A 13,665-nucleotide genomic window follows, 5' to 3' on the forward strand; every position below is an offset into this window, starting at 1 on the left:
TTTTATATTTTATATTTTATATTTTATATTTTATATTTTATATTTTATATTTTATATTTTATATTTTATATTTTATATTTTATATTTTATATTTTATATTTTATATTTTATATTTTATGTTTTATGTTTTATGTTTTATGTTTTATGTTTTATGTTTTATGTTTTATGTTTTATGTTTTATTATCAAATATAATCAATAAGTAATACAAGTCACCCAAGGTTAAAATTAAATATATACATAATAAATATAATTTAAGAAAAACAATTATCACTATTTTTCATTAAATTTATTTTATTTATATTTGCGATAAGGATAAAATAAACAGACTTAAGGTAAATTTATTTATTTATTTATTTTAATCAGGTGCAATGACTATTAATAATAAAAACTAATACTATTTTCTTTTCAGGTGTTTTTTATTTAAATCACACCTAAAAAATGCCCTTGATAGCATTCACTATCAAGGGCATAAATCTATTCAATATATTGTGCTTCAGCCGTTAACAGTGTATTTATCGATGACTGACATAAATAAGGTCTTAATGCTGTAAATTTTTTGTCAGACCATTCATAAATACGTAATGATAAAAGCTGCTCTATTATTTTTGGCTCAAATCGATATTTTAAGTGCTTTGCTGGTGTTCCGCCCACAATACTATAGGGTTCAACATCTTTTGATACCACACTATTTGCTGCAATAATTGCACCTTCACCAACAGTAACACCTGGCATTATCATTGCACGCATTCCTATCCATGCACCATCATGAATATGAGTATCGCCTTTACCAATATAAGCCTCTGCTATTTTGTCCATAAAAGGGTAAAGAGAAAACCAATCCATTCGATGAGTATGATTTCCTCCCATCAAAATAACGGCTTCAGCCCCAATACAGACATAATCGCCAATATATAATTTATCAATTTTCCATAACGGTTCCCACTGTAGGCTAATCTCATCACCATAAAGGTAACGTACAACCGATGCCTCAAAACCATTATCCCAACAGTCGCTATAATAGCTATGCTGACCTTTGATAATAATATTCTTATTTTTTACTGTGTTATGTAGATACTCTACACGTGACCAATGTTTATTTTTCATAAAATGACTCTCTATAAATTAATGAGTCATCAAAGAATGCTTAATTCTCTGATGATGTGTTCGCATTCAAAACACACCGTCTTAAGCTATTCTAGGCTGTAGTAATAATGGATTTTGTATCATTACTGTCACTTTTTATAATTTGATAGAAAAATAACGCGACCTATTTATACAGATACTCTACAGATAGTCTGTATCAGCATAATAAAGATAAAAACCACGCATTAACCATTACGGCGATAACTCGTGGTAAAAACATTCTATCTTATTTAAAGAAATCTTTACTACCATGGGGTGCGCAACGTAAATATTGAGGAGCAACCTTAAGAGTCTGCTTCAATTTTTCTGCCGCATGCCAAGGCCAACGAGGATCGTAAAGAATACCTCTACCAAGCGCAATAAAATCTGCCTGCTCTGTAAGCAAAATAGCTTCAGCTTGCTCTGCTTCAGTAATTAAGCCAACGGCAATAACTGGCAATTGAGTTTCATTATAAATCGCCTGAGCAAAAGGAACTTGGTAATTAGGACCTAGCTTGATAGTTTGCTTATCAGATAATCCACCTGAAGAAACATGGATATAGTGACAACCCAATTCTTCTAAATGTTGAGTTAACGCAATTGAACTTTCAAGCTCCCAACCACCTTCAACCCAATCTGTTGCAGATATTCTTATGCCAACACAAATATTATCTGATACTGCATTTTTCACCGCAGTAAACACATCAACCAAGAACCGACAACGATTATTAAAATCGCCACCATATTGATCAGTACGATAATTTGATAAAGGTGATAAGAATTCATGCAATAAATAGCCATGAGCACCATGAATTTCAATAACATCAATACCCGCAGATTCAGCGCGTTTCGCTGCTTGAATAAAAGCTGTTTTTATCTCTTCAATATCATTGATCGTCAATGCATCAGGGAGATGATGTTGTCCAAAAGCAATAGAGGAAGGTGCAACTTTTTGCCAGCCATGAATCTCTGTTGGCGCTAACGATTTACCCCCATTCCATGGTAGATCGGTTGATGCTTTTCTTCCTGCATGTGCAAGTTGAATACCTATTTTAGCGGGTGAATAGGCTTTAATATTATCAACAAGGATTTTTAATGCATTGGCATGTTTGTCTGACCATAAACCTAAATCTTTATAGCTTATTCTTCCTCTTGGCTCGACCGCAGTTGCTTCCATAATAACTAATGCAGCGCCAGATAATGCTAATTGACCATAGTGCATAGTGTGCCAAGAAGTTGGCATTCCCTCTTCAGCAGAATATTGACACATTGGTGCAACAATTATTCGATTGTCTAACTGATGAGGACCTAATTTCTTAGGGGAAAATAACAAACTCATATAAAGCCTCCTGCTATTAATAAGCATCTAGGCAAAGAGATTATTTTTAATTCTGGCTATATTCATGCTTAGAAAATAACTTTTTTGCCTACTATTTAAATACAAAGGAATAAGGCTAGCGAATAGCCACTACTCACGCGATGCGCTACCTCACATTGTACTAAGAAAAAAGGCAATAATTACCTTTAAGTGAGCGACGCTTACTGAAAAATAACCGAGTACCGTTGATTAGCCTTTTATGTGATTTACGTCTAAAGAGACTCAGCACTCTATTTTTAACATCCATCACTACTACTACCAGCACATGCCACACCCCACACTAACATAACTGGCACAACCATAATAATAGCAACAGGCGCCATTAAAACCGCCCCAACATCACCAGCAACATCTTTACTGGAAGAAAAATAATTTACTTCTGCGATTAATGGTGTTTCTAACGCGTATTTTTTATTTAATGCTTGTTTATTCTCCAGCGCAACGATGTTTCCATTAGATCGAAAACTTTGCATTAAGAATTCTGGTTTTTCTGTATCATTAGGCGGTGTTGTAGCCGCTTTAGGCAGGTATTTTGTTATATGAAAACGATATTTATCTATCAGCTCTTTTTTCTCAATGTCAGAAAGTCCGGCGACTGCAATATAAACTCGATATATGCCATTAACCGATTTGTTATCTGTAACCGTTAGGTCTGCTGAAGAGTAAATCAACTTATTAGCGTAAGGGCTTAAGCTAAAAAGATATAACGCTTTAACTATCTCACCTGAAAACTCATAATCATTTACCTCGCCAACCGCATAAAGTTTATCATTACTCAATAATAGTGCTGTGATCCTCTCATTCTCTTTCTTATCAAGATCATAGGTTGTTGTACATGCAGCGAGAAAAAATGAGCAACTTAGTAATAAGAATTTTATTATTTTCACACGATCCCTTACTTTTCAAAGGTAAATAGCAAATTAATAACATTAATATTTTGTCTATTTAAACTAGTTATTTATTAAAATACGTGAAAATAATCAACTATGCTATTACCATTTTCTTAAAGTAATTATCAATCACCACATTCACTTTTTTAATGGTGCTAACCTCATTAAATTCAAAGCCATATAAGTATAGTAATAAAAAGAAGGAAATAATAAAAAACAAAATAAATCAGCAAGAAATCAATCTATAAGTTCAATAAGACTAGCCTAATAAAGCTAGTCTCCATGCTAATCTAATAATTAATGCGGTTTAACTAATGATAGTGATAGTTTTCTTGCAATAGGTAAAACAAATAAAACGGTTGGAAAAGCGATCATCCAAGATACTCCCCATAAAGTTAACCAAGGAGAAACAATTAAAACCTGACATATATTACTCTATTTTTCATAAGTTTTTTTTAAATAAGGAAACCCTATTAATATAAAATATCCTTACTATTAATATTACCAATCTCTAGTTGCAATCAACTCTTCAATGTCTGCATCGTCAAAACCATATTCTTTGGCTATAATATAAATATCCCCACCAATGCATTCTCTTGCTACTGTTTCTATTTCACTTCCTTCTTCATCAAACTCTTCAGCTAAATCATTAAATTGATCAGTCGCTTTATGACTTAAAACATAAAGTTCAGCTAATGTTTTAGGGGTGGAGGTTTCGATATTTAGACAAAATGCTTTAAGAATTTCTTGACCTTTCTTCACTAAATGGGCAGGAAAATATTGATCATTATCCATATCTTTTAAAAAATGATATTGAGATAACATCTTGTTTTTTATTGTCATAATATATCCTAGGTTAAATTTTTTCATTTTGGTAAAGAATAGTTATTTATTACTCTTATAATAAAGTATATTAACTATATTCCAGCAATTTTCTAGTAGTAACCACACTAAAATTCTATATTTTGGGTATAAAAACACATCATCTATAAGCTAACTAAAATGACAAAAAAAACATCTTATATTGCCCTATTTATTGGATTAATTTTTCTCTTTTTTTTCATATTTAACTATTACTTAAATACACGCCCACTGGCATCGTGGCAGTTTTATGGTAAAAACGGTGAATATGTTACGGGATATTACTATCCTCCAGATAGCGATAGTGCAACAGATGAAATTATTTCTATTCCTGAAGTTCCAACAAGTGATGGCTTAAGGCTAACCGAGTGGAATGGGTGTCATTTGGAATTAAAGATGGACAACAAAAGACTTTCTGTTGACTATTTTAATGATAATCTTATTCAGTCATCACTCGAAAGTAATATCTATCCTTATACCTCACTTATTGAACTTTATTTCTACCAACCTAATGATATGCATTGGTGGGTAACTCGCCAAAATGATGGCACATACCAAGGGTGGATTTGGGATAATATTGCAAATCAGCTTATCCCTGTTCACTATAACGAAGATAAAATATCATTAATTGAAGGCACGACATATCGCCTTATGGAAAAAGGAAATTGGCTCTTTCAACATTGGTCTGAAGGAAAAGTGGTAGAAGAAGGCTTATTAGATGACTTGCCAGCAAAAGATGAAATAATTCCTGATGTTGATAAAGAAAGAGCAATAGAAGCCAAAATACAGATGCAAAGAGTCGCTAATGAATTAGCTGCGCCACTAAATTTACCTTTTGATCTTATATTGTGGGATAAAGTACCTTGTAATAACTAGTTTTGCTATTGAAATGCTCCCAGAGGGTTGGGAGCATTTTCGACACAGAATAAATTAGTTAAAACTAAAAAATATCTTTTAATCCCATATTAATTCCTTTTAATATAAACTTCTATTCCATTTAAAACTAATAAGTCTTACTGATTGAGTATAGATAAATAGAGTAACTAAAATAAATAAAAATAAAAATGAGAAGCTTGTTGCATAACAAAACAATCTTACTTCATTTAATTAAAATCAATAGCAAGATAAGCTTAATGTTTTATTGATAATTCTAAGGATGAAATATTTTTTCTATTTCAATCGCACTTAAAATCACTATTTAATTTATTATTAACTTTATCATTAGTTATCTTATCCATGATGAATTATTACAAACAAATCTTTAACTATTGAATATTTATTAAAAGCAGAACATTAAAGTAAAATAAAAAAACAACAAGTGTAATTTCATTGAAATTATGATTTATGCATATAAACTTAATAGAAATTAATTATCAATTATGTTATTTAATATATCTTATAACTCTATTTACTCATTAGATGTTATTTATAGTAAAAACACATATTAAATAAAAATTTATCTTACATTAAGAGTTGATTAATCAGACTTAGAGTTACATTTTATTATATTGCTCAATTTTTCTTTGCCACATATACTTTCTTTAAGCAGATTTAAATAGGTATTTTTATGAATATTTTATTAGTGGAAGACGATTTACAACTTGGCAAAGCACTGTGCCGAGGACTTGAAATCGCAGGGTTTCATCCTTGCTGGGTAAGATTACTGGCTGATGCACGAAATCAATTAAGTCAACGCACATTTGATTTAATGCTGCTAGATTTAGGTCTACCTGATGGCGACGGACAAGATGAACTTATCGCACTAAGGAAAAGTGGAGAAAAAATTCCTATCATTATTCTTACTGCGCGTACTCAAATAGATAATCTCGTACAAACATTAGATTCTGGGGCTGATGACTTTTTACCAAAACCATTTGCGATGCCAGAACTGATTTCAAGAGTAAAAGCAGTAAGTCGTAGAATGGCTGGATTTTCGTCACAAATATGGTCAATTGGTGATTTACAACTTAACCCAGCTAATCACCAAGTCACTCTCAACGATGAATTACTTTTATTATCAGGTAAAGAGTACCAATTATTATATGAACTTATGCGTAATACCGATAACGTAGTGCGTAAATCTGAACTAGAGCAACGTTTGTTTGGCTTAGATGATAGAATTGAAAGTAACTCTTTAGAAGTTCATATGCACAACTTACGCAGAAAAATAGGCAAAGAACGGATAATTACTGTTCGTGGCGTAGGTTACTTATTAAAAAAAGAAGTTAACTAAATGAAGATCCGTTCCTTTTTCATCTATACCATCGCTCTTCAGATTATCTCTATTATTATCCTATGGGGCGTTTGGCTAGCGTGGATACAATTTGATTACCTTGCCGATTTCGAGAAAATATATAATAAACAACAAGAAATTATAGCCCAAGGTTTTGCTGATACTTTAGAAATTGTTGCTGACCAACCTAAAGTAGTGAAAGAGATAGCACATAACTTACAAGGTATGTATATCGATGCCATGCTTAATGGTGAAGAAGACGACCTTCCCTATCTTCCTTGGGTTATTGCTCTTGATAAAAATGACGATATTATTTATACCAATAGACCCGAATTGCCTATTCCCAAAGTGCTTTCATTAGCCTCTGAACGAATATCTATAGCGGGTGAAAAATGGATCCTTTCTTATAGCTGGGGGGAAAAACATAAAATAAAAGTCTTTATTGGTGAGTCAGTAGAAGACAGAGGTCATGTTATTGGTAATCCCATAGAGGGCACCTTTGTTCCATTTTTATTTATTCTTGCAAGCGTTATTTTAGCTATTTTGATTACGGCTTATTTTAGTTTACGTCCACTAAGACAAGCTGCAGAACTTATTTCTAATCGTAAACCTCGGAACCTCACACCTATTAATGTAGGGCAACAATTTAAAGAAATCCGTCCTGTATTTAAAGGACTTAATCAGCTGATGGCAAGAATTGATGCTGCAAACATTAGAGAAAAACAATTTATGGCTGATGCAGCACATGAATTAAGAACGCCGATTGCCGCTGTTATTGCACAATTACATCTGCTCTCTTTGGTTGAAAATATAGCAGAAAGAGAAGAAATTATTGATGATATGAAACAGTCGCTTGATAGAGCCGCTGCACTTTCACATCAATTAATTGATTTAGCACGATTAGAATGTGACGATTTTCCGATTAAAATAGAAACCATCGATATTTACAATGCTATCGGCAATGCTATTGCTCAAAGAGTACCTTACGCACTAACAAAAGATATTGAATTATCATTAAATGAAGGTAACCCACTTGAAATAAAAACAGACAAACAAGCGCTGTTATCTATTTTTAATAACCTTATTGATAATGCGATTAAATACTGTCCTAAAGGTAGCCAAGTTGAAATTACCATTGAGAACCGATGGCAACATGGCGTGAGTGTTATTTTACGTGATAATGGTCCTGGTGTAGCCAAAGAACATATTGAATCGCTATTTTCTCGTTTTTACCGAGTTCCTGGTACGCAAGAAACTGGAAGTGGATTAGGTCTATCGATTGCTCAAAATTTAGCGAAAAAAATTCAGGCTTCGCTCACCATTACACAAGGATTAAATAATAAAGGCATTGGTTTTATCATTTCATTACCACTAGAAATCACGCTAACAGACAGTGATTAAGCAGCATTAAATATAATAGGGAGAGTAATATCTCTCCTTTTTTTGCTAATTATGACTACACTGTCTTAGCTATTTTTCTCATTTATCCTAATAAACTAATTAACCAGCGCAACCCTGCTGTAACTATCGCTGCACTCAATACAATTAGGATAAAAGGTTTCTTTTTCCAAGTCAGAATACCCGCAACACCGACACCTATTACCTTAGCTAAATCAGCGAGTTGTTCACCATCAAAAAATGTAGATGTCATAGCAACAGAAAAAAGAATAACAATCGCGGAGAGAGAAAATATCTCTTTTACACGTTCAGAAATACCTGCTCTATTATTAAGCAATACTCCTGACATGCGCATCGCATAAGTCCCCACAGCTAAAATGACAATTCCCGTAATAATAGAAGTGGTAGACATTACATTTTCCTCACTACAAATAGAACACCAAATAATGAAAGTAAAACGGGTATACCTACCGGTAAGAATAGCGTTGTAGTAAGCGCAATAAGACTCCCGATAATTGCGGCGTTACGTGTTAGTTTATTTTTTAATGCAGGTAAACTTAGAGCAAGAATAATCGCAGGAAACATTGCATCTAATCCTAACATTTTAATATCAAGAATAAATGAACCTAAATACACACCTAATAGAGTACCTAAAGGCCAAACAATTAAAATTCCTAGCCCGCAAGCCCAAAATGCCAGTTTATTTTGTTCTGCTGTTCGTTGTGATAGTCCAAAGACAACACTTTCATCATTTAAAATATGAAAACCAAGTAATGATTTAAGTCCTTTACCAGGCAGATCTTTAACCGCCATACTAAATGGAATATGTCGAGCATTAACCATTAATCCAGCTAAAGCTGCATATATTGCACTTCCTCCCATCGCAACAACACCAATAAATAAAAACTCAGATGCACCTGCTAATACAAAAATAGATAATGCTAATGGTACCCAAAAATCAAAGCCCTGCGTATGCGCTAATGCACCGTAAGAGATACCCACAATACCATCAGCTAATGAAACAAGCAGAATGTCTTTAAGTACGTTATTATCAAGGCGGCTATTAATTTGCATAAAATAATGTATTTTTTATTGAACGATTCGTTCATTATGTTGAACGATTGTTTTTTTTGCAAGCTGATTCTTTAAAGGAAATTATGATGTCATCACCTTGTACACCTATTGAAATTATCTCCCAAGCATTTGCAAGAGAGAGAAAAAAAGCAGGTCTTTCTCTTGCCGAAATTGCAAGGCGAGCTGGTGTTGCAAAATCTACGCTATCACAATTAGAAGCAGGACAAGGAAATCCGAGTATTGAAACACTTTGGGCAATTTGTGTTGCATTAAATATTTCCTTTTCTCAGCTTATTTCATCACCAGAATCTGAAGTTAAAGTTATTAGAAAAGGTGATGGTTTTAAGATCAGTGCAGAAAAAGCTTACTATCATGCATTTTTACTTTCATCTTGTCCTAATGGCGCAAAACGCGATATTTATACTATTATTGCACAACCAGGAAAAGATAGAGTGTCAGAACCTCATAGTAAAAACGTTACTGAACACATTATAATAATTAGTGGTAGCGCAATGGTCGGTACTTTAGAAAACCAACAAGAACTACATCCTGGTGATTACATTTGTTACCCCGGTGATATTGCCCACGTTTTACGGGCGCTTGAAACAGATACAACCGCGGTGATGATCATCGAGCATCATAATTAATTATTTATTTTTATAGTGAAGCAATAAAAATTTACCGTACTGGTTCTTTCAATAAAAGAGCTAAAAAAGTACGGTAATCTATTTAATTGTTTTACATTTGAATTCAATTGGCTAGATAAAATGAAAATAACAAACTGTTATTTTGTCTCTACTATTTTATCAAGATAAATTTTTCTCAAACGCTGTGATATCGCACCTACATTACCATTGTTAATTAGATGCTGATCAACTGAAATGACAGGCCAAACTAATGTGGTAGCAGAACTAATAAATGCCTCTTTTGCTACTTTAACTTCATCAACTGTAAATAGACGTTCTTTTATCTCAAGCCCCATTTCTTTTACTAATTGAATTAGCGCTTGGCGCGTAATACCGGGTAAAATATGTTCACTTAACGGGCGAGTAATTATTTCATTATTATGGGTTACAATAAAAAAATTACTTGAGCTACCTTCAGTAACATACCCACCTTTGATTAAAATTGCATCATCAGCACCTTGTTGATGCGCATGGTTTTTTGCTAAACACGCAGCCAACAAGGCAACCGTTTTAATATCGCAACGCTGCCAACGAATATCATCTACCGTAACCACTGAAATTCCTTTCGTGGCATTAGGATGATTAACAATTGTAGAGTGCTGAACAAAGGCAACAACAGTCGAATGTACCGATGATGAAGGAAAATCAAAAAAACGAGATGAATCCGTACCCCGTGTAATTTGTAAGTAGACTAAACCTTCATTTACATGATTTTTTTCAATAAGTTGTCGATGAATTGCTTCTAATTCATATTTAGACAAAGAAAATGATAAACCTAATTCTTTGCATGAACGCTGTAAACGTTGAAAATGGCCATCAAAATCAACTAATTTTTTATCAATTACTGCTGTAACTTCGTATACTGCATCTGCAAATAAAAAACCACGGTCAAAAACAGATATTTTCGCTTGCTCTTTAGGCACAAACTGATGGTTTAAATAAACAATATCAGACATTTTACCTCCGCCATTTATTTCGTTTACATTTTATACCACCTCACTACCTTACTCTTTGATAATGGCATTTCAAATGCTATTTTTCCTGCGTCTTTCTTTATTTTTCCTCTATTAATTTAAAGAAATCATACCTTGCAGATAAAAATTGCTATAATTTAGCTTATGTTTAGTAAATATAAATAAAAGAGGTGGCTATGTTAGATATCAATAAGAATAATTTACCTCAGCTAACAGAGAAATTGGTAAAAAAACAGTGTACATTTATGAATGTTATTGCCATTTTGGGATTTATTGCAGGTATTATCTGTATAATTAATCCGCTCTCGTCTGGCATTGTTATCAGCATATCACTTGGTTTGATTTTTTTTGCCTGCGCAATTACCAGCATTATTGCTGGGTTTAACACCCAAGTATCTTCTGGGTCTTCAATGCTAATTACCCTATTGGCTGGGTTTATCTATTTACTACTAGGCTATATTTTTATTACAGATCCTTTGCAAGGAATGTTAAGCCTTGCCTTTCTTATTGGTTTTCTATTTATTTTTGCGGGTGTTTTACGTTTAAGCATTGGTTTTAAGCAGATTAAAGATAATTTTTATGGCTGGTTTAATCTATTAGTGGGCTTTCTCGATCTTATTGTTGCCTATTTTTTACTTGCTTTTGGTCCTCAAAATTCTGTTGCGCTGGTAATGACGCTTATCGGTATCCAACTTATTTTTAGCTCAATAACCATTTTTTCTATTATAAATGCCATAAAACGAATGATTCATTAAACATAAATAGAATAAAAATGAATCTCTAACATATAAAAGAGACAGAGCCACATTACGTTTTCTCTCTCTTTTATATGCTGAATTTATCTATTATGCACAAGGTAATCTTAAAGATACGGTGTACATATTTTCCCCACAAAGGTAACAATTTCCTGTTTTTTCAAATACTATCACCTGAATGCCAAGTTGCCCAACTTCAATATTAGGCAATGCATCAGCCAAAATGTTCTCTAATGCAGGCTCAACGATTTCAACCATATTAATAGGGTCGTTATTAGGTGTTGTATCGTGTAAGAAATTACCTAAACGAGGGTCATCCGCATAGATTTCTAATGTTGAGCGATACACTAACATTCTTTCACTGCTATTTATCTTAGAATAACCATTAAAGATGATAACCATTTTTTGGATATTCATTTTTGCTACGCGATTTTTAATTTGTAAACATAAAGAAGGAACAAGCCTAATATTGACAGAATTAAAGTAGCGATCGCAAATCTGCGGAATAGTGACACTAATGCAAGGCTTTGGTGCAATATTTTTAATCTGCTTACTGCATTCCCCAGTTAAAGAGTTATCAACAATGATGCGTTCACGTCGAGAAAAACAGATATTATCGAAGATATCAACAGTAAAGAAAGAAATGTAATGAATACCATTTGTTAATGATTGATTTTCTAGTCTCACAGAGACTGCCGATTTATCAGTACATGGCAACATCTTAAGTTGGTCATTAAAATAAAACCCAACCTGTGTGCTCTCACTAATATCTCGACCTAAAATGAGATTCGCGTTAACGCAATAATTTTCACTATGATAGCTAAGAATACCATTTAATGTTGCTGGCACTTTAGGAGAAGGTAATTTCTCCGTTGTCATTTCAACATAGTAATCTCTTGATTTAATTGGCTTCGTTGGGTCTTCACTATTTTCAGTTTCGGCATGAAATAATGCGACTTGTTTAGGTTCACTCTTTTTAAACTTAACTTTAAAATTTGCAATACCATATTTGTTAGTCTTGCCAATATTAATTCTCTCGCCATCTGCATTATAAATTTCTGGCTCAACAGCTAATGTACTGTTCTCCACATCGTAAGTTAATTTAATCTCTTTATTTTGAACATCCTCACCTTCTTTATCTTGAAGATGTACCACAAAACTTTTAGAAACACTTTCCCACTGACTTGGCCATTGCATAGATTCTGAGCGAATTGTCAACACATCATCAAATTTTTCACAATTAGTCGACGCACAGTCAGTGTTAGGATTAGTTTTAGGTGGAGTAACTCGAATTTGTATCGGTGTTGCGTAATAAACAATATTTTCATCATCTTCATCTTTTAAGATCAATTGTAATGATGCCACGCCACTTCGATTACCCGTTAAAGAGATTTCTGTTTTATTATTATCCACTATTGTAATGTAGACATCTTTGCTGTTTGGCAAAATTAAAATTCCTTTCGGACTTGTACGCCATTCAGCCAAACGTAGATTAATTCCTGTTACAACAACCTCATATTTGATAACCCGATTCATTTTTACTTCGTCATCAGGATCATCAGGAGATGATTTTATCTGATTGAATTTAATATCCACATCAGCATCAGTAACAGCTTGAGCTTGAGCTTGAGCACCATAAACAGGTGGTGTCAGTGTAATTACGCTTTTCTCACCTTGTAAGATTTTTTGCAAACGTTCTTCTTTTGTTTCTATTGTCATTACGTGATTTCCTTTTTTCTATCATTAATTTCACTTTTAGCTTAAAGAAAAAAATTTGAGAGAAAATCACAATGGGAAATAGTCAACTGAGCATTGTTAATAGAGATGAACAAGAAAACACTTATAAAACAAAAGAATAAATTCGCTGAAGTTACATATTGAATCGAAAAAATCGCAATCGCCATTACGAATATAAAAAATAATTTAATTTTTAAAATATTTTTGTAAAAACCTATTGACTGTTATGAGAATGTGACTAAAATCAGTATCAGAAAATATTTGTGACATGAGTCACACTTTATTAATAGGATACTTAATATGAAATCAATGACTTCTTTTATTACTCATCTGCATCAGGTTGTTGTAAAATTATCATCAACTCGTTTACTGTAATTATTTGATTTAAAAATAAAATATAGCATGAAGCCAGAAATAGCACCCTCATCGCACAAAAGACTATTTCTGGCTTTTATTCACTCTACTACGCTTATTTACCATTTCGTTTACCCTCGCATTTTTCGTAACAAAAAATTTACCTTCTTGAACTAAGCTCTCTTTTCTGTACTCTGGATAG

The 13,665-nt window shown here is 32.9% G+C and carries 13 protein-coding genes and 1 pseudogene; 5 read left to right on the plus strand and 9 right to left on the minus strand.

The features are described from left to right. Nucleotides 1-475: 475 nt before the first annotated feature. From ABN099_RS05750 to ABN099_RS05770, 5 genes and pseudogenes are all read right to left on the minus strand, one after another. Nucleotides 476-1,105 carry a CatB-related O-acetyltransferase gene (locus tag ABN099_RS05750; RefSeq protein ID WP_349462727.1) on the minus strand — a complete coding sequence of 210 codons (630 nt, stop codon included), beginning with the start codon at nt 1,103-1,105 and terminating at the stop codon, nt 476-478. A gap of 265 nt (nt 1,106-1,370) precedes the next feature. Continuing rightward, nucleotides 1,371-2,462: an NADH:flavin oxidoreductase/NADH oxidase gene (locus tag ABN099_RS05755; RefSeq protein WP_349462728.1), complete on the minus strand. Its 1,092-nt coding sequence runs from the start codon at nt 2,460-2,462 to the stop codon at nt 1,371-1,373. Between the two features lie 275 nt (nt 2,463-2,737). Continuing rightward, entirely contained in the window at nt 2,738-3,388 is a 651-nt protein-coding gene (locus ABN099_RS05760; protein WP_349462729.1) for a hypothetical protein, read from the minus strand. 300 nt (nt 3,389-3,688) lie between these two features. Then, a pseudogene (locus ABN099_RS05765) lies at nt 3,689-3,796 on the minus strand (DUF2798 domain-containing protein); the annotation flags it as partial. A 96-nt stretch (nt 3,797-3,892) separates the two neighbouring features. Then, a complete protein-coding gene (locus tag ABN099_RS05770; protein WP_349462730.1) occupies nt 3,893-4,234 on the minus strand; it encodes a DUF5713 family protein in 342 nt (113 codons plus the stop codon). Nucleotides 4,235-4,393: 159 nt separating this feature from the next. Between ABN099_RS05770 and ABN099_RS05775 the strand changes: the two genes are divergently transcribed. From ABN099_RS05775 to ABN099_RS05785, 3 genes are all read left to right on the plus strand, one after another. Continuing rightward, complete coding sequence (locus ABN099_RS05775) at nt 4,394-5,128, plus strand: hypothetical protein (RefSeq protein ID WP_349462731.1); 735 nt, start codon at nt 4,394-4,396, stop codon at nt 5,126-5,128. A gap of 691 nt (nt 5,129-5,819) precedes the next feature. Continuing rightward, nucleotides 5,820-6,485, plus strand: a complete 666-nt coding sequence (locus ABN099_RS05780) for a response regulator transcription factor (protein ID WP_349462732.1) — start codon at nt 5,820-5,822, stop codon at nt 6,483-6,485. After that, a complete protein-coding gene (locus tag ABN099_RS05785; RefSeq protein WP_349462733.1) occupies nt 6,486-7,886 on the plus strand; it encodes an ATP-binding protein in 1,401 nt (466 codons plus the stop codon). It abuts the gene before it with no gap. Nucleotides 7,887-7,968: 82 nt separating this feature from the next. On the opposite strand, the gene ABN099_RS05790 is transcribed toward ABN099_RS05785, so the two are convergent. Both ABN099_RS05790 and ABN099_RS05795 read right to left on the minus strand, forming a co-directional pair. Then, a complete protein-coding gene (locus ABN099_RS05790; RefSeq protein WP_349462734.1) occupies nt 7,969-8,295 on the minus strand; it encodes an AzlD domain-containing protein in 327 nt (108 codons plus the stop codon). Then, entirely contained in the window at nt 8,295-8,957 is a 663-nt protein-coding gene (locus ABN099_RS05795) for an AzlC family ABC transporter permease (protein WP_349462735.1), read from the minus strand. Before ABN099_RS05795 ends, ABN099_RS05790 begins: the two co-directional genes overlap by 1 nt. Nucleotides 8,958-9,043: 86 nt before the next feature. Between ABN099_RS05795 and ABN099_RS05800 the strand changes: the two genes are divergently transcribed. Further along, complete coding sequence (locus ABN099_RS05800) at nt 9,044-9,604, plus strand: helix-turn-helix domain-containing protein (RefSeq protein ID WP_349463120.1); 561 nt, start codon at nt 9,044-9,046, stop codon at nt 9,602-9,604. A gap of 137 nt (nt 9,605-9,741) precedes the next feature. On the opposite strand, the gene ABN099_RS05805 is transcribed toward ABN099_RS05800, so the two are convergent. After that, entirely contained in the window at nt 9,742-10,599 is an 858-nt protein-coding gene (locus ABN099_RS05805; protein ID WP_349462736.1) for a D-amino-acid transaminase, read from the minus strand. 194 nt (nt 10,600-10,793) lie between these two features. Between ABN099_RS05805 and ABN099_RS05810 the strand changes: the two genes are divergently transcribed. Then, complete coding sequence (locus tag ABN099_RS05810) at nt 10,794-11,372, plus strand: HdeD family acid-resistance protein (RefSeq protein WP_349462737.1); 579 nt, start codon at nt 10,794-10,796, stop codon at nt 11,370-11,372. Between the two features lie 90 nt (nt 11,373-11,462). On the opposite strand, the gene ABN099_RS05815 is transcribed toward ABN099_RS05810, so the two are convergent. Continuing rightward, nucleotides 11,463-13,091 carry a hypothetical protein gene (locus ABN099_RS05815; RefSeq protein ID WP_349462738.1) on the minus strand — a complete coding sequence of 543 codons (1,629 nt, stop codon included), beginning with the start codon at nt 13,089-13,091 and terminating at the stop codon, nt 11,463-11,465. Nucleotides 13,092-13,665: the final 574 nt, after the last annotated feature.

This window comes from Proteus hauseri, assembly GCF_040139125.1.
Taxonomy (GTDB): Bacteria; Pseudomonadota; Gammaproteobacteria; order Enterobacterales; family Enterobacteriaceae; genus Proteus; species Proteus hauseri_B.